The organism is Mesorhizobium sp. KR9-304 (genome assembly GCF_040049215.1).
GTDB lineage: Bacteria > Pseudomonadota > Alphaproteobacteria > Rhizobiales > Rhizobiaceae > Mesorhizobium_K.
Genome location: NZ_JBDZDN010000005.1, coordinates 20976 through 36407, shown reverse-complemented (window position 1 = coordinate 36407; position 15432 = coordinate 20976). Strand labels below are relative to the sequence as shown.

Below are 15432 nucleotides of genomic sequence, written 5' to 3'. Positions count from 1 at the left end.
CGATGGCGACGAGGCTGCCGATTCATCCTCAGCCATTGCCGCAAGAAGCTCTGTCGTCGTGGCTTTGGCGGCTCGCAGATGCATATGACATGGGCGCCGGCGAATTTGCTGAAGCTGCCTTGGGGCTCCAGAGGCTGGACATCGGGCTGGCGGATTTCTGGCCATCCGCCAGTTTGATCAGGATTTTGGCGGAGCGCACCGGTGTGGCTACCGGCCGAATCCGGGCAATGACAATGGCGGCGTATGTACCCTATCTGCTGGACAGGCTTGCACCGCACAACGACATCTTTCCCGCCTATTGTTGTCAGTTCGGTGCTTTTGAACACCCGGCTCTGCGGGTGCGGCCGGTGCGGGATGCCGGGTGGCTCCCTTGGCTTTCCGGCGATCTAGCCGGCGGCCGGATGGTTGGTTGCATTCACTGCCTGCGGAGCGATCGGCGCCGGTTTGGCCGGCTGCACTGGCGAGCAAACTGGATGGCAAGCTGCCCGGAGCATGGCATCCTGCTGCAAGCGGCCAGTCCCGCCCAGCAATCCGAATATCCAGCTCCCAAAGAGGCAGACACGATCCTCGCCGCGCTCGACGGACTGACCTTGCAGGCCGTTACCAAGGGCAGGGTGCGGCTGCCCGGTGGCCGCGTTGTTCATGGAGGGCTTTGGCTTCGCGTTCTACGGGGCGTGATCGATGAGATCTGTCGCCCGCGCCGCATGAAGGATCGGGCACGTCCGAACATCGAGGCAGCATGGGCGCTCGCGGGTCTGTCCTATCGCCATGCCGTGGGACGCTGGGGCATTTACGAGAAGTTGAGCCGTTTAGAGCGGGCCAATGTGCTGAAAGTAGTCGCCTTGGCCATGCAGCCGCTGATCAGGGCGGGGCTCCAGCCATTGAAGACATCCACGCGCCCATTGGAGGCCGACGCCTCACGCGCTGCCTCACCTCCCGTTCTCGCGCGGGAGGTGAGGCAGCGCGAAATCGAGAACATCACCATGCTGGCCCGTGAAAACGACGACGTTGCGATCGATCTGCGCCGGATGCTCAATCATCAGCCACGCAGCGCACGGTTCGTCGCTCAGACTGACGAAACCCTCGAAAGCTTGGGAATTCCGGTGTTGGCGCCGCTTCTCGTTGCCAGGACGCTTGATCGCGCCGGTCACCCCTACTGAAGTCAGCTTTGTCCCGCCAGTGCAGTCCACTGTGACAAATGACATCTCTCAGCATCGGGAAGGGGTGTTGTACAAACACCGAAGATATCAACAAACGATCGTTTGTAAACGTCTCTTAACGCACTTTTCAACTGTCCTAGGTGGCACAGATGCCGGAAATCACCGCTTTTTACCCTTTCGGAGAGCCTGAGACGTCCTCCTGTACAGTCCCGATATGAGGAACTTATCGATAGCGAAAACGACGGTGAAAAAACCCTCTGTGGGTCAAGTTAAAGGCCATATAGCTTGACGAACGCAAATCAGCTAACATCAAAACAATGGCTTACGACACAGGCAGCCTGCCCCTCGAAACCCTCATAGGCCAGGTCGCGAAGGCGACCGAGACTCTGGTGCGCCTCGATGAGCGGCTGGCCCGCTCACCAGTGCGCGAAGGGTGGATCGAGCGCTCCCACTTCCACGACGCGGCCGCCGCGCTCTGGGTCGAGGGCGAGCTCGTCCATGTCGAGGACCTCGTCTTCCACGACGCAGCGATGGACCTGCGCGCCCCAACTCACGAGCTGACCCGGGCGCATGCTGTGCTGCGCATGCGGCGCCGCATCCTGACGCAACCGCGCGACTGGGCGCTCGGCCGGGAGGGGGTGCGGGAACTGACAGGGCGGAGCCGCGCGGCGTCGGCGGACGAGGTCGGCCGGGAAGGGGAGGGCCCGCCAGCCGAGGACGATGGGGCGGATGCCTGGGATGTACCCGAAGACGATCGTCTGGCCGAGGAGTTCGCCGAAATCGATGCCGTGCTCGCGCGGTCGTCGAAGGTGCTCGCCGGCGCGGATGTGCCCGCTAAGCCGCTGCGGCCGGACGACCGGCCGGAGCTGATCTACGATCTCGACTGGGACGAGGACGCCCGGCTCGCCGAGTGGCAGGCTGTGGTGGCCGACACGCGCAGCCTTCCTTCGATCCTCCGCGCCGCGGTGCTGCTCGAGGCCTGGCAGGAGATTGAGGTGCTGCAGCGCGGCGGCTGGGTCGGCCCCTTGCTCGTGGCCGCGCTTTTGCGGCAGGAGCGCGTCACCGACTATCATCTCGCTTGCCTGCATCTTGGTGCGCAGAGGATCGCGCGCGAGCGCCGTCGGGCGCGCGGCCGGACCGAGCGCATTCTGGCGCTTATCGAGGCCGTCCAGGAAGCGGCGACGTTCGGCCTGAAGGAGCACGATCGGCTGCTCCTCGTCAGGGAGCAGATGGATCGCAAACTGCGCGGCCGCCGTGCGAATTCTAGGCTGCCAGCCATGATCGAGCTCGTGCTTTCGAGGCCGTTGGTCACCACGGGCATGATCCAGGCGACGCTTAAGGTTTCGCGGCAGGGCGCGCTCGACCTGGTCGCCGCGTTTGGCCTGCGCGAAATGACGGGGAGGGGCCGGTACAAGGGCTGGGGAATCGTCTAGCCGAAGCGGAGTGCAGCTCCATGCTGGCCAGCTTCAGGGACTGCCTGCTCCTGCTCCGGGCGGAACTGGAGACAAGCTGTGTAGAAAATAACTCCAGCTCCCGTAGCGAAATCGAGCGCGTGCTGGCATTGTGCCGGCACGGAGGCTAGTGACTCTCTATACAGTTCGCGCATCCTCCCTAAGGGTGTTTTGTGGCGGGCGAAGTGGGTCGGGACGAGAAAGACCATCCAGGACCGGAGCATGTACCAGCTCCACTGCCAGCTTCTGCTAGCGCCGCTTCGAACGATCGTCATCTTGTCATTCTAGTACACGGCATTCGTGACTTCGCGCTTTGGCAGGAAACGGTCGGCGGATCGTTGTCCAACGCCGGCTTCCGTGTCGAGTTCACCAATTACGGCCGGTTTGACTTGTTCCGTTTCCTGGTCCCGGTCGCGTATTTTCGCCAGAAGGCGATTGACGAAGTCCTCAAGCAGATCCGCGTTGCGAAGCAGACGAGTGGGGCCGACCAGATCTCGATCATCGCGCACAGCTTCGGGACCTATGTCGTCGCGCACATCCTTCGAGAGAATTTCGATCTGCAGTTTCGCCGGATCATCTTCTGCGGCAGCGTCGTGCGGTATGGGTTTCCTTTCGAGCAGTTCTATCAGCGCTTTGAGCCCCCGATCCTGAATGATGTTGGGACGCGCGACATCTGGCCCGCGATGGCGGAAAGCGTGACATGGGGTTATGGGTCGGCCGGGACATTCGGATTCCGTCGCCCGCTCGTAAAGGACCGCTGGCACAACGGTGCCGGTCACGGCTTCTTTCTGAAGCCGGGGTTCTGCAGCAAGTTCTGGGTCCCATTCCTCGAGGACGGCAACATTGAGGAAGCTAGCAAGGAGCCGGAGAGTCCGCGCCTCTGGATCCAGCTTCTGTCGATCATGCGACTGAAATACGTCGCGCTCGTCTTCGCCGCCGTGGCAATTGCCTTGGCGATCAGCGGACGGCAGTTCGATCTGCGGACGTGGCTTCCGGGATATGTGCCGCCGGCAGTTTCGACTGCTGCTCCTTTGTCCGTGACTCTGTCGCTGGCGAGCGGTGAATCTCCCTATCTTGCCCACGAGATCACCGAACCGCCGGAGCCCGTCGCTCGGCATTACCAGACGCCAGCGGATTATCCGATCGGCTATTTTCTCTGGCCTGAGCTCGATTTCGACGTCCTGCTGTTCGCCTTCCGGGCCGGCGAAGACGAGACGCCCCCGACGTTCATGACGAAAGCCGACTTCGTGGACGATTCGAATGATGCAAGGGGCCTCAATACCAGTCGAATGTGGTCAATGATGGAGGCGCTTGGCCGCAAGCTACGAATGGCCGCGGCAGCTGACCATCAAACCGCGGCGACTTTGCGAGAACTTCTCCCCGCTCCACCGGCCGACGATGGGCAGAGCGGCCTAGCGTTCCTGCGCCTCGTCTATCCAAATACCGGACGGACAGACGAAACCCAGACGGCAACCATGCAAAATGCCGTTCGCTTGGCGGATGCAATCCTGGCGAGAGGATCGGTCCTCTCGCCAGCGCTAGATGATCGCCTCAATGAGGCCACGCGTCTGTTGTCGACAAAGCGTGTTCAGCCGGTACTCAATCTGTCGATGGTGAATGGGTCGCAACCGCAACTGGTGACTGCGGTTAGGCTCGAAGTTCTCGAAATTCTTGGCGCCTTCAGCGCGCTTGAATCGGGTCCGCTGACGCCGATCGATACGGTTCAGTTCGATCTCGGCTCCGAACCCGGGACCATCGTCAAATCGCTCGCGGCGCCAATCAAGGTCGCGGCGAACGACGCTGTCGCGATCCGCGTCCATCTTCGATCCAAATTCATGTTCGGCTATCTTTGTCGAATGACGCTTTTGGCGGGAGACATTGTTGTCGGCCGCAGTTCCGACTTCCTCGTCGACTTCGGCTTTCAGCCGCAGAAGTAAGGCCTGTGATTGGCGGCTGTCGGCCGAGCGACCGGTCGTGGCATGCCCTCGTCTGATCCTTGGGTCCAGGCCGCCACCAAGCGTAGATGCTCCACAGCGTCGGGGATCGCGGCGAGAGGCGTTTCCACTGCCGCACGGGAGCGGCGACGAAGCGAAGCACGACGGCGGGTCGGACTATTGGGATATCGAGCCGCGTCGGCCCGAGGTCGGGACGTTTACATTCCCGATCTGTCGCTGGAGACATCCGGATCAGAACCCGCAATTGCAGATGACCTCCCGATTTGACCTGTGGACAATCTTGCATCAGCGCCAACGTAGACCTCTTAGATTGGCTTTAGTTGTTGCGGCACGGCTGCCAACGATGCATCGATGAACCGGCGAGCTGCGCGCACTGGAAGTCAAAAGCCTCTGCGAAACAAACGTCCAGAATAAAAAATTTGACTTCCAACCTCATCCAACGTAGGCTCGGTCAGCGTTGATCGGAGCATGATGATGGATGGCAACAGCTTGGATTTCACGGCCATCCGCGGCGTGCAGGCTGGCAGCGCTTACTTCGTCATCATGGTTCCGCTGAAGGTTGTGCCGCGGCTGTTCAAGTTCGACGACGAGGCCATGCCAGCCGAGCTGCGCGCACAACGGGTGTTGAACAAGGCGCGGGTCCCAGCGATCGCGACCTACATCACCAACAACGCATCAGAATATATACTCTCGTCACTCTGCGCTTCGATCGACGGCGAGATCGAATTCGAACCGGTGGCGACGGAAGGTCCGTTGCGAGCCGTCGGAAAGTTGCGCATCGCCATGGCCGCGACAATCCTCATCAACGACGGCCAGCACCGGCGGGCGGCGATTGAGGAGGCGATCCGGGAACGACCGCTGCTCGGCGATGAGACTATCTCGGTGGTGGTGTTCGCCGATCGCGGCCTGAAGCGATCGCAGCAGATGTTCGCGGATCTCAACATCCATGCGGTGCGGCCGACGAAGTCGATCAAGCTGCTCTACAACCATCGCGACGCCTTGGCGGCGCTGTCTCGCGACGTCGTGGCTGCCGTGCCGCTGTTTCGTGACTTCACTTGCTACGACAGCAGCAGCATTTCCAACCGGTCGATCAAGCTGTTCACGCTCAGTAGCTTGCATCAGGCGACGGCCGAAGTGATCGCGAAAAGCGGCGGAGGTCAGGTGGAGCCTGACGACAAGGACAAAGCTATCGCCTTTTGGACGGCAGTTATTGCCAACATGCCGGATTGGCAGCGGGTGGGAACGCGTGAGGTCGCCTCCTACGAGCTGCGGCGAGACTACATACACGCTCATGGCGTGGCGGTGCAGGCGATCGCGACGGCAGGCGCGCAGTTGATGAAGAGCGTGCCAAAGGCTTGGCCCGCGCGCCTGACCAAGCTGCGCACCATTGACTGGTCGCGGGCCAATCGGGCGCTTTGGGACAATCGCGCCTTGGTCGCCGGCAAGGTGAACAAGTCGAAAAACAACATAACCCTGGTGACCAATGTGGTTGTAAAAGCTTTAGGCCTGCCGCTGTCCGATGAAGCCCAGGGGATCGAGGACCTCTATGCACCCTCAACCGATGCGCGGCTGAAGGTCGCAAGCTGATGGTGCGGACCTCGCCTTTGGATGGTGCCATCGTCGAAAACCGGCTCCGCGAGATACGGGAGGTATATCTTTCCGACAATCGCCCATGGGTGATCGGCTATTCCGGCGGCAAAGACTCAACCTGCGCCCTGCAGCTGGTTTGGACAGCCTTGCTCGGCCTGCCGGCCGAACAGCGGACGAAGCCGATCTATGTGATCACCTCCGACACCTTGGTCGAGACTCCGGTGATTGTCCGCTACATCGACGTGACGCTTGCCCGCATTGCCGCGGCGGCGGCCGAACAGGGCTTACCTATCAAGACGGAAAAGGTGACGCCCAACGTTGACCGCAGCTTCTGGGTCAACCTGATCGGTCGGGGCTATCCCGCGCCGTCTCGCCGGTTCCGCTGGTGCACCGAGCGCCTGAAGATCGAGCCGGCCAACGACTTCATCAAGGCGCGCGTAGCCGAGTTCGGCGAGGTCGTCATGGTGCTGGGTGTTCGCTCGTCGGAGAGCGCGACGCGGGCGCAGGTTATGTCGTTCCACCGTATCAAGGGCTCGGTGCTCTCCCGGCATTCCTCGCTACAGAATGCCTTCGTCTACGGGCCGATCGAGGCCTTTTCGACGGACGATGTCTGGACCTACCTGCTGCAAAGCCCGTCGCCTTGGGGGAACGACAACCGCGACCTCGTGGCGATGTATCGCAACGCCCAGGCGGGCGAGTGTCCACTGGTGGTGGACACCACGACACCCAGCTGCGGCAATTCCCGGTTCGGGTGCTGGGTCTGTACCGTGGTCGAACGCGATCGCTCAATGGAGGCGATGATCGATTCCGGTGAGGACTGGCTTGAGCCACTTCTGGAATTCCGAGATCTGCTGGCTGAGACCCAAACGCCCGAGAAGAAGCGGCTTTATCGGGAATTCCGCCGCCGCAACGGCCACGTCTCCTTCATCCGGGGCACTGACACCCCCGTGCCCGGACCCTATACGCTGACCTACTGCAAGACCCTCCTACAGCGCCTGCTCGAAACGCAAGTGCGTGTACAGCGCGAGGCGCCGCCGGGCGACGACACTCTGTTGATCCACGATGCGGAGCTGCATGAGATTCGCCGCATCTGGCGCGCCGAGCGGGGCGATTGGGCCGACTCGGTTCCGACCATCGTGCGCGCGGCCATTGGCCGCGAGCTCGACTGGGTGATGGAAGACAGCGTCAGCTTCACGGCTGAGGACGGCCGCCTGCTCGAAGAGGTTTGTAGCGAGCGTTCCGTGCCGACCGAGCTAGTCATACGGTTGCTCGACGTGGAACGCGCCGCCCATGGCCTGAAGCGCCGACACGCCATCCATACCCGGATCGAGGAGTTGTTTCGTCAGGAGTGGCGCGACCTCGAGACGGTGCTGCAGGAACGCCTGGGGAGCCGCTCGGCGGACATTGTTGAGGTCGATGATCTCGAGGAGGCTGACGCGCTAGAGTTGCCATTAGAGGACGCGCAGGCGGAGAGCGCCCCGTGATCCTGCGCAGCATCAGACTTGAAGACTTCGGCCTTTATGCGGGAGTCACCGATTTGGATCTCGTCCCGCGACAGCGCTTGGGCGGTCCGACGCCGATCATTCTGATCGGCGGGAAGAACGGCGCTGGAAAGACGACGCTCCTGGAGGCGGTTCGCCTTGCGCTCTATGGTCGGCGCGCCCTTGGCGCTCGCGTAAGCCAAGCCGACTACGAGGCCTACTTGCGTCAACGTATCAATCGCGACGCGACAACTCCCGCGGCCGCCGTCGCCCTGGAATTTGACTACGCCGAGGCCGGAACGGTGCATCGCTACCGCGTCCGGCGGGAGTGGGCGGTGCGCGGCAAGAGCCTTGTCGAGAGCTTGCTTCTCGACAAGGACGGCGCGGCAATCGCCTCGGTGCCGCGCGAGGAGTGGCACCACTTCCTTCAGGAGCTGATCCCCCCTGGGGTTTCGCAACTGTTCTTTTTCGATGGCGAGAAGATCGGCGAGATCGCCGATGGCGAAGAAGACAACGAGCAGTTGGCCGAAGCCGTTCGGGGCCTGCTCGGGATCGAGCTGGTCGGGCGCCTGCGCACCGACTTGGGCCTCTATCTCGCCCGGCATCAGCGGGTCGATGACGGGGACTTGGTCACTCGTCTCGAAAACCTGATCCGCGACGTCGGCGTCGCCGAGCGACAAGCTACGGTGCTGGGCGACGAGGTTGCCGAATTCACATCGGCGCGTGACTCCCAAGCGCGCGCGGCCGAGCAGGTGAGGCGCCGATTTATTGCCGAAGGCGGTGACGCGGCGGTGCATCGGGTGCGGATCGAGGCCGAACGTGAGGAAGTCCGGCGCGCCATGCACCGCAGCGAGCATGAGCTTCGGGATCTCTCCAACAAGCTGCTGCCGTTCGCTATGGCGCCGAAGCTGATAGGCGCGTTCCGCAAAGCGCTGTCCCGCGCCAGCGGCGGCGACGCTACGGCGATGTCCACCGAAGCGCTAAAGGAAGCGCTGATAGCCTGGCGGACCGGCGACGGGCCCAGGCGTGACGCTGCCTGGAGCGAAAAGCACTGGACCGACCTTCGCCGGTTCATAGAAGCCCATAGCGGCACGGCGGCACTGGCTATGACGTCGTCGGCGTTCCGCGAAGTGGGCGACGGCACCGCAGCCTTGACCCGGCTGGCGGAGGTCGAAACCGTGGTGCGGCCGCGCGCGTTCGCCCTGCTGGACGAATTTGACGCGCTCGCCCGGCGCAGTCGCGAGTTGGAGGTCATGCTCTCTCGGGCCGACAACGCCGCCTCGGGGATCATGCTCGACGAGCTGCGCTTAGCCGATCAACGGGTCGGATCGACGGAATCGCTCCTCAAGGGCAAGCAAGAGGAGCTAAAGGTGCTTCGGGGCCAGCTGGTCACGATGGAGCGCGAGCGCCGACGTCTTCTTGAGGAGCAGGCCGGTTCGGACGCCGCGACACACCGGGCGGAACTCGCCGCCCGGACGGCGCAGGCGCTCGCGAACTACGAGCATCGCCTTTTGGACCACAAGCTCACGCAGTTGCGCGTCGAATTCGTGCGCTGCTTCAATCACCTCGTACGCAAGGGCGATCTGATCGCCGACGTGCGAATCGACGTGGCGTCCTTCGCGGCCACCCTGATCGACGCGGCCGGCCGCGAAGTGCCCAAGGCGGCACTGTCGGCGGGCGAAAAGCAGGTCTACGCCATAGCCATGCTATGGGCTTTGGCGCGGACCAGCGGCCGGCCGCTGCCGATGATTATCGACACCCCGCTGGCGCGGCTTGATTCCGAGCACCGAGCCAATCTCGTCGAACGTTATTTTCCTGCCGCGTCACATCAGGTGATCTTGCTATCGACCGACACCGAGATCGACGATCGCCTGGTCGGGGACCTGCAGGCCAGCGTCTCCCACGCCTATCGCCTGGACTATGACCCGGCCAGCGGCCGCACGGTGGCGTCGCATGGCTACTTCGCTGATACCCAAACCAAGCGGGAGGGCCGACGTGCACTACAGCAAGCTTAGAATTTCCGCTGACGCCACCAGCAAGCTGCGGTCGCTGCGCCAGCGCACAGGCGTCACACCCAACCTGCTTTGCCGGATGGCCATCATGACCTCGCTCGAGGAAGGCCCGCTTGGCGGCGCCGCCATACCAGACGAGGACGGCTCGGAGTTCAACGCCTACACGCTAACTGGCGAGTATGGGGCATTGATAGCCGCCTTTCTGCGCTTCGTCGAAGAGGGCCAGGAACCCGACCCGCCGCTCGAGGACGAGATTTTGCTGGACCGGTTGCGGGGCCACATTCATCGGGGCGTCGGGACTTTGTCGGTGCGGGCGAAGTCGCCGGCCGACATCCTGCGCCTCGTGCCGGCGGCCGCCTGAGCGATCTCGCCGTGGCCAGCCCCCTCTATCTCGATCACAACGCTACGACGCCGATCGATCCAGCCGTTGTCGCCGCGATGGAGCCCTTCCTGCGCGAGATCTTCGGGAATCCGGCAAGCGTCGAACACGCGCATGGTCATGCGGCTGGGTTGGCGGTGGACCGCGCGCGGGCGCAAGTGGCCGAGGCGCTGGGAGCGCAGCCTAAGGAGATCGTGTTCACAGGCAGTTGCACCGAGGCAAACAACCTCGCGATCCTGGGCGTCGCACGCGCGCACCCCAACAAGAAGCACGTCGTCACCACCGCCATCGAACACCCCGCAATCCTTGAGCCGGCCCGCGCGCTTGAGCGAGATGGCTGGCGCGTAACCTACGCGCCGGTGGACGAGGCTGGTCGGGTGAGCGTCGATGCGATCGCGGATGCGATCACCGACGAAACGACCCTGGTCTCGGTAATGGCGGCAAACAACGAGGTCGGGACGCTTCAGCCCATTCGGGCAATCGGCGAACTCTGTGAAGCGCGCGGCGTGCTCTTCCACAGCGACCTGGCTCAGGTGGTCGCCTATGGCACGGTGGACGTCGAGCGCGACCACATCCATCTGGCCAGCCTGTCAGCCCACAAGGCCTATGGGCCGAAGGGCATCGGCGCGCTCTACATCCGCGCCCGCAAACCCAAGGCCCGCGTCGCCCCGATCCTGTTTGGTGGCGGTCAGGAGCGCGGTCTGCGCCCGGGGACCTTGAACACCGCCGCTATAGTCGGGATGGGCGAAGCCTTGGCCATCGCGCGGCGCTGCGCGCAGGCCGATGGCGTTCGTCTTCGTGCCATGTGCAACCTGTTCCGCGACAGGCTGCAAACAAGCCTCCCCGGCGTCAAGCTAAACGGGCACCCGGCGGAGCGGCTGGCCAACAACCTATCGTTCTCGATCGAAGGGGTCGAACCACTGGCCCTGATCCGCAACTTGCGAGCGGACCTAAGTTTCTCTGCCGCCAGCGCCTGTGCAACGGACAAGATCGAGACCTCCCACGTCCTGAAGGCGATGTTCGGCGACACGGGGCGCGCGCGAACCGCGTTCCGGATCGCGCCAGGGCGTCACACCTCGCAAGCCGACATGGACTGCGCCCTCGACCTAATTCTCGCCGAAGCGGGAATATTGAGCAGCTTCGCCCGGCCCGCGGCCTGACCGGCCTCAAGGGGTCATGCGAAACACTTTCAGGGCGACTTGTTCCAGGTCGGTCTGCCGCGCTTCGACGACCGCCGCGGTCCAAGCAGCGTTTTTGGCGATCTCCTGGTTGAGGCCGACAAGCGATTTCTCGAAGATGGCCTTCTTCTTAGCGAAGGGCTTGTTGCCAGCGGCGTCGTTGTCGGTCGAACCCAAAAGCGTCAGATTGCCCAAGGTGTCGAGTAAGGGATCAAGGTTTGCATCGGCGGCTGAGGCTTTCTCTGGGTAAACGTGCTCCACCGTCGTTGCCGACGGATCAAACACCACCATCTTGTCCAGGCACTTTGGCGCGCCCTTCGCCCCATCGCGATACCAGCGCAGATAGCTCTCCAAGGTGATCAGCAGGTACTTCAGAGGCTTATTGGTGAGCTCGCGCTCATACATCATGCCCTGAAGCCGGCTTTTGAAGACGGCGTCGTTGGCGCTCTTGTCGAGCAGCGCCTGAAGCTTCTTACGAAGGTCAGCGATCTTGTAGGCTGCCGGCGCCTTACGGATAGCGACGGCCTGCTCGTGGTAGACGCTGGTCGCTGCGCCAATGTGGGCATCGGAGATCACCTTGTAGCGGAACATGAAGCGCTCAAGCATCTGCACGACATCAGCGAAGTCCTTCTCGGCCAGCTGAGTGGCGGCGAGTAGCAGCGGCATGCAGTTTGTGTGCTTGAGCTCGTTGATGAGGAGGCCCAAGCGACTACGGTCCCAGGCGGTGACCTTGGTGCTGGAGGAGAACGGCCATTCGCCGCCCTGTAGTTTCACCAGCAGATGGATCTCCTCGTGCAGCTTCTTGACCTTGGCGACAACCCCAGCAACGTCGCCGGGCGACAAGGGCAAGCTGGCGAGTTCGGGAAAACAGCCGGCGAGGAATTCATCCAGCAAGGTCGTCTTCCCCGGCCGCTTGCCAATCCGGGAGGCATAGATCGAACGCAGTTGCTGTTCGACCACGTCCGGCGGCTCGGCCAAGATCGTGTCCCAAGTGTCCTCGACGCTTTGCATCTCGACTGGGGTCGCGACGCCGTCGAGCGCCTCAAGAAGCTGCGCGCGGAGCAGCTCGCCTTCGGTGAGGCCTGTCCCGCGATCGTTCAAGACTCGGAAGAGGCGGTAGGCTTCAGCCTTGGAGTCAGTGATCATGTGGATGAGGATCCAGTCCTCCTCCATCACGGTGTCGACTAGCGAGAGGGCCTGCGCCTTTTCGACGTCCGTGCTCTCGCTGGCGACGATCTGTGCCAGCTTCGCCGCTATTCGGTCCCAGGCCTGCTTGAGCAGCCTGTGAGACATGCGACTCGGGGTCGGGTTGCGGCCTTCGACGAGGTCCTTGAAGAAGATCAGGTCGGGTTTGGAAAGTTCCAGCCTGTCGATTTCGACGACCTGCAGCTTGATCTTGTCCTTGTACCGCTCGAACTTCGCCTTCAGGGTCTTGGCGAACTCCAGCAGGAATTCCTTGGGATTGTCCGGCACTGCGGCGTCCACCGACTCCGCTAGCTGAACAGCGGCATTGCGCAACTGCGCCGCTAGCATGGAGAACGACGCCAACCGTTGCTGACCGTCGATGACCTCCATGTTTTGGCGAGAGCTCCCCTCGACGTCCGTACGGACGGTCACCAGGCCGCCGAAGAAATGCTCGCGGCGATCGCCGCCGGCGCGCGCCCTCAGGCAGAGTTCGAGGTCCGCGAGGAAGTCGCCGATCTGCTCGGCGTCCCAAGCGTAGTAGCGCTGGTAGCGCGGGACACGGAAAATGAGGTTAGCTCCGAAAAGCTGGCCGACGCTTTCCAATGCGGGATGGATCGACATGCGGTTGGAACACTCCGGGGCTCAGGCTTCGGTTGGCTCGGCGTCCACATGCCAGAAGCGGTGGTAGGCCACGAGGAATTCCTCGATCGTACTCGGCGGCATGATCTTGTCCTGGATCAACGCCAGGCCGGCGGCGGCGTAGAGATTCAGCAGCTTGTCGCCGTCGTTGTTGAGGCGCGTGGCGGACGTCGGGTCAATGAGCCGGGTCATCTCGCGTTCAATGCTGGCACGATCCTCGGCCTGAATGTCCTTGCGATCGAGCTCGGCGTCAATGAGCAGGCCCGCGATGATGTCGGCTTGGCCCTTAAAGTCGTCCGGATAGCCATTGAGGAACGGGTCGCTGTCCAGGTCTTCCGTGGATCCGATCTTACGGGCGTCCAGGCCAGCCATCAGACAGCAGTAGTAGGCGTCGAACATCAGGAACTTCGGCGGGGCGATGATCCCGCGGAAAAACGTACGACCGGTTTGGCTGATTACGAAGCTCATGCGGCCGCCTCGACCTGATGGAACGACCGGAAGAACGGCAACCCGTCGCGAACCTCCGTGCGCTCGCTGTCAGCCCGCCAGAGCGTGATGAAGCGCACGCCCGTTCGACCATAGAACGCGTCGGCGAAACCTTCCCGCTCGCTTGAGATCACGAACATGATCATCTGGTCGAAAAGGTCGGGGATTAGGTCGCCGACCTCCCGCCGCACTGCCGTGTCGAGGGAGACCGCAGGGCTATCGACGATAAAGGGCAGCTTGTAAGGCGCTTCGGTGAGCAGCGAGGTCAGAAAGGCGTAAGCTACTGCCAAGCTCTGGCCCTCGCTCACGCCGCCCTTGGTCGCCAGGCCGCTTGATCCCAGCTCCAGGGAGCCGCCGATGCGCGCTACCTGCAGTGACTCGCTGGGGACGAATTGGACCAGCTTCGCATTGGTCGCGATCCGGACTCGTTCGCGTAGCCGCTCAAGGGCCAGCGCGGCCACCGTGCTCACCAACTCCTTCACCCGCTCCGACTGGAGGACAAAACGCAGGGTATCCGTGGCGGTCGCGAGCTTCTCTTGACAGCGCCTCACTTCCGCATCGCAGAGCGGGATGTTGTTTTGATCGTTGGCGTCCAACAGCCGTTGCCGGATCACGTCGCGGGTGGTGAGCTTTTCGAGCTTGGTCTCGGAGGTCTCCAGATCCCGACCGAGCTGACTAACCTCGGCGCGCAGGCGCTCGAGTTCGGTGTCGCCGGCCTCGACCCGCTCCAGCTCCAGCTGATCGTGCGCCATCTTATTGCGCCGCAGGTCGCGCAGAGCGCCGTTCAGCGTTGTGGCGATACGGGTGTACTCCGCCCCGTCGGCGCTGCTCTCGCGAAGGGCGAGCTTCATCTTGTTGATCACAAGGATCTGGTCTTCGGCGAGGTAACTGTCGGCCCGCGACAGGATCGCTGCCTTGTCCTTCGGCGTGATCTCGCGGCCGCAGATACATTCGGGCTGTTCCGCCAGCTCCTTGAAGAACTCGGCCGAGATCGTCTTGGGGAGCTTGAGCCGGGTGAGCTTGTTGCCCAGCGCGCGCAGCCGTTCGACTACGTTGGGATGGATCTTCGCCGGCAGCCGCAGGACGCCCATGCCTTGGGTAGTGGCCTCGAAGATGGCGCGGTCGATCGTCTCGCGCTCGGAGTCCAACTGCGACTTGCGCAGCTTGAGCGCGTCGTCCTGCTCGATCCGCTCGTTGATCTCGGCCGCCAACTTGGTCCGGCGTGCCTCCATTTCCTTACGCCGCTTCTGCAGTTCGCGCTGCTCGGCTGCCAAGGCCGTCTTGCGGGCGACGGCGGCGTCGTAGGCTCGCTTCCAGCGGGTCACCCCCTTGCGCTCAGTGGCGGTCGAGACCGCGGCCGCGCGCTGCTGTTGCTCCTCGACAAGCCGGCCGATCTGCACATTCAGGTGCTCCAGCCGGTCCAGGCGGTAGAGAGTTCGGATCGCCATCGCCGCCCGGTCCTTGCCCACCGCGCGAATCTCCTTGGCCAGCTCCCCATCGAACACGAAGAGCCGCGTGAAGTCGGACGTCAGGAGCCGCTTCAGATCGACCGGAAGGGAGAGGCCCTCTTCCAGGCCGCCGCTGCGGACCTCGGAACGGGCGGTCCAGTATTGGTGCGTGCCGTCCTTGAAGTTCAACCGGACCTGGATGCGAAACGGCTTGCCATCGATCGAGAGGCGGACCTCGAATAGGCCGTTGTCGACGTCGTCGGCTGCGCGCAAATCGCGCACAAAATCGGGCGTCAGATGTTCGCCGGAGAACGCTGCCCGGAACAACGACATGGTCGTGGTCTTGCCTGTGCCGTTCGGCATCTGAATCAGGGTCCAACGGCCCGGCGCGCTCTCCAGGTCGATGCTGACGTCGCGCAAGCCGCCGCGCAGGTTCTCATAGCGCCAACCTAGGACCCTGATCTCCAC

11 protein-coding genes are annotated in these 15432 nt (G+C 63.0%); 8 read left to right on the top strand and 3 right to left on the bottom strand.

From position 1 onward, the window contains the following. The first annotated feature begins 2 nt into the window (after positions 1–2). The 8 genes from ABLE71_RS22010 to dndA all read left to right on the top strand — a co-directional run bounded on the left by ABLE71_RS22010 (position 3) and on the right by dndA (position 11188). Complete coding sequence (locus ABLE71_RS22010) at positions 3–1160, top strand: TniQ family protein (protein WP_348785634.1); 1158 nt, start codon at positions 3–5, stop codon at positions 1158–1160. A gap of 317 nt (positions 1161–1477) precedes the next feature. After that, positions 1478–2593, top strand: a complete 1116-nt coding sequence (locus ABLE71_RS22005) for an RHE_PE00001 family protein (RefSeq protein ID WP_348785633.1) — start codon at positions 1478–1480, stop codon at positions 2591–2593. A 191-nt stretch (positions 2594–2784) separates the two neighbouring features. Further along, positions 2785–4548, top strand: coding sequence for a hypothetical protein (locus ABLE71_RS22000; protein ID WP_348785632.1), 1764 nt, complete (start codon positions 2785–2787; stop codon positions 4546–4548). 486 nt (positions 4549–5034) lie between these two features. Continuing rightward, positions 5035–6153 carry a DNA sulfur modification protein DndB gene (dndB, locus tag ABLE71_RS21995; RefSeq protein WP_348785631.1) on the top strand — a complete coding sequence of 373 codons (1119 nt, stop codon included), beginning with the start codon at positions 5035–5037 and terminating at the stop codon, positions 6151–6153. Next, a complete protein-coding gene (gene dndC, locus ABLE71_RS21990) occupies positions 6153–7640 on the top strand; it encodes a DNA phosphorothioation system sulfurtransferase DndC (protein ID WP_348785630.1) in 1488 nt (495 codons plus the stop codon). The genes dndB and dndC overlap by 1 nt, the downstream gene beginning before the upstream one ends. Then, on the top strand, positions 7637–9652 hold the full coding sequence (gene dndD / locus ABLE71_RS21985) for a DNA sulfur modification protein DndD (RefSeq protein WP_348785629.1): 2016 nt from the start codon (positions 7637–7639) through the stop codon (positions 9650–9652). Before dndC ends, dndD begins: the two co-directional genes overlap by 4 nt. Beyond that, complete coding sequence (gene dndE / locus ABLE71_RS21980; RefSeq protein ID WP_348785628.1) at positions 9633–10010, top strand: DNA sulfur modification protein DndE; 378 nt, start codon at positions 9633–9635, stop codon at positions 10008–10010. The genes dndD and dndE overlap by 20 nt, the downstream gene beginning before the upstream one ends. 11 nt (positions 10011–10021) lie before the next feature. Further along, positions 10022–11188: a cysteine desulfurase DndA gene (gene dndA, locus ABLE71_RS21975; protein WP_348785627.1), complete on the top strand. Its 1167-nt coding sequence runs from the start codon at positions 10022–10024 to the stop codon at positions 11186–11188. A gap of 6 nt (positions 11189–11194) precedes the next feature. On the opposite strand, the gene ABLE71_RS21970 is transcribed toward dndA, so the two are convergent. The 3 genes from ABLE71_RS21970 to ABLE71_RS21960 are packed head-to-tail and all read right to left on the bottom strand — an operon-like array spanning position 11195 to position 15432. After that, positions 11195–13012: a DUF262 domain-containing HNH endonuclease family protein gene (locus ABLE71_RS21970; RefSeq protein ID WP_348785626.1), complete on the bottom strand. Its 1818-nt coding sequence runs from the start codon at positions 13010–13012 to the stop codon at positions 11195–11197. A 21-nt stretch (positions 13013–13033) separates the two neighbouring features. Continuing rightward, the gene (locus tag ABLE71_RS21965) at positions 13034–13498 is read right to left on the bottom strand and encodes a hypothetical protein (protein ID WP_348785625.1); all 465 of its coding nucleotides are present in this window, start codon (positions 13496–13498) and stop codon (positions 13034–13036) included. Continuing rightward, entirely contained in the window at positions 13495–15432 is a 1938-nt protein-coding gene (locus tag ABLE71_RS21960; RefSeq protein WP_348785624.1) for an AAA family ATPase, read from the bottom strand. Before ABLE71_RS21960 ends, ABLE71_RS21965 begins: the two co-directional genes overlap by 4 nt.

Coding starts and splice junctions, on each gene's coding strand:
- ABLE71_RS22010 (WP_348785634.1), top strand. CDS start 3: ATGGCGACGAGGCTGCCGATTCATCCTCAGCCATTGCCGCAAGAAGCT.
- ABLE71_RS22005 (WP_348785633.1), top strand. CDS start 1,478: ATGGCTTACGACACAGGCAGCCTGCCCCTCGAAACCCTCATAGGCCAG.
- dndB (WP_348785631.1), top strand. CDS start 5,035: ATGATGATGGATGGCAACAGCTTGGATTTCACGGCCATCCGCGGCGTG.
- dndC (WP_348785630.1), top strand. CDS start 6,153: ATGGTGCGGACCTCGCCTTTGGATGGTGCCATCGTCGAAAACCGGCTC.
- ABLE71_RS21970 (WP_348785626.1), bottom strand. CDS start 13,012: ATGTCGATCCATCCCGCATTGGAAAGCGTCGGCCAGCTTTTCGGAGCT.
- ABLE71_RS21965 (WP_348785625.1), bottom strand. CDS start 13,498: ATGAGCTTCGTAATCAGCCAAACCGGTCGTACGTTTTTCCGCGGGATC.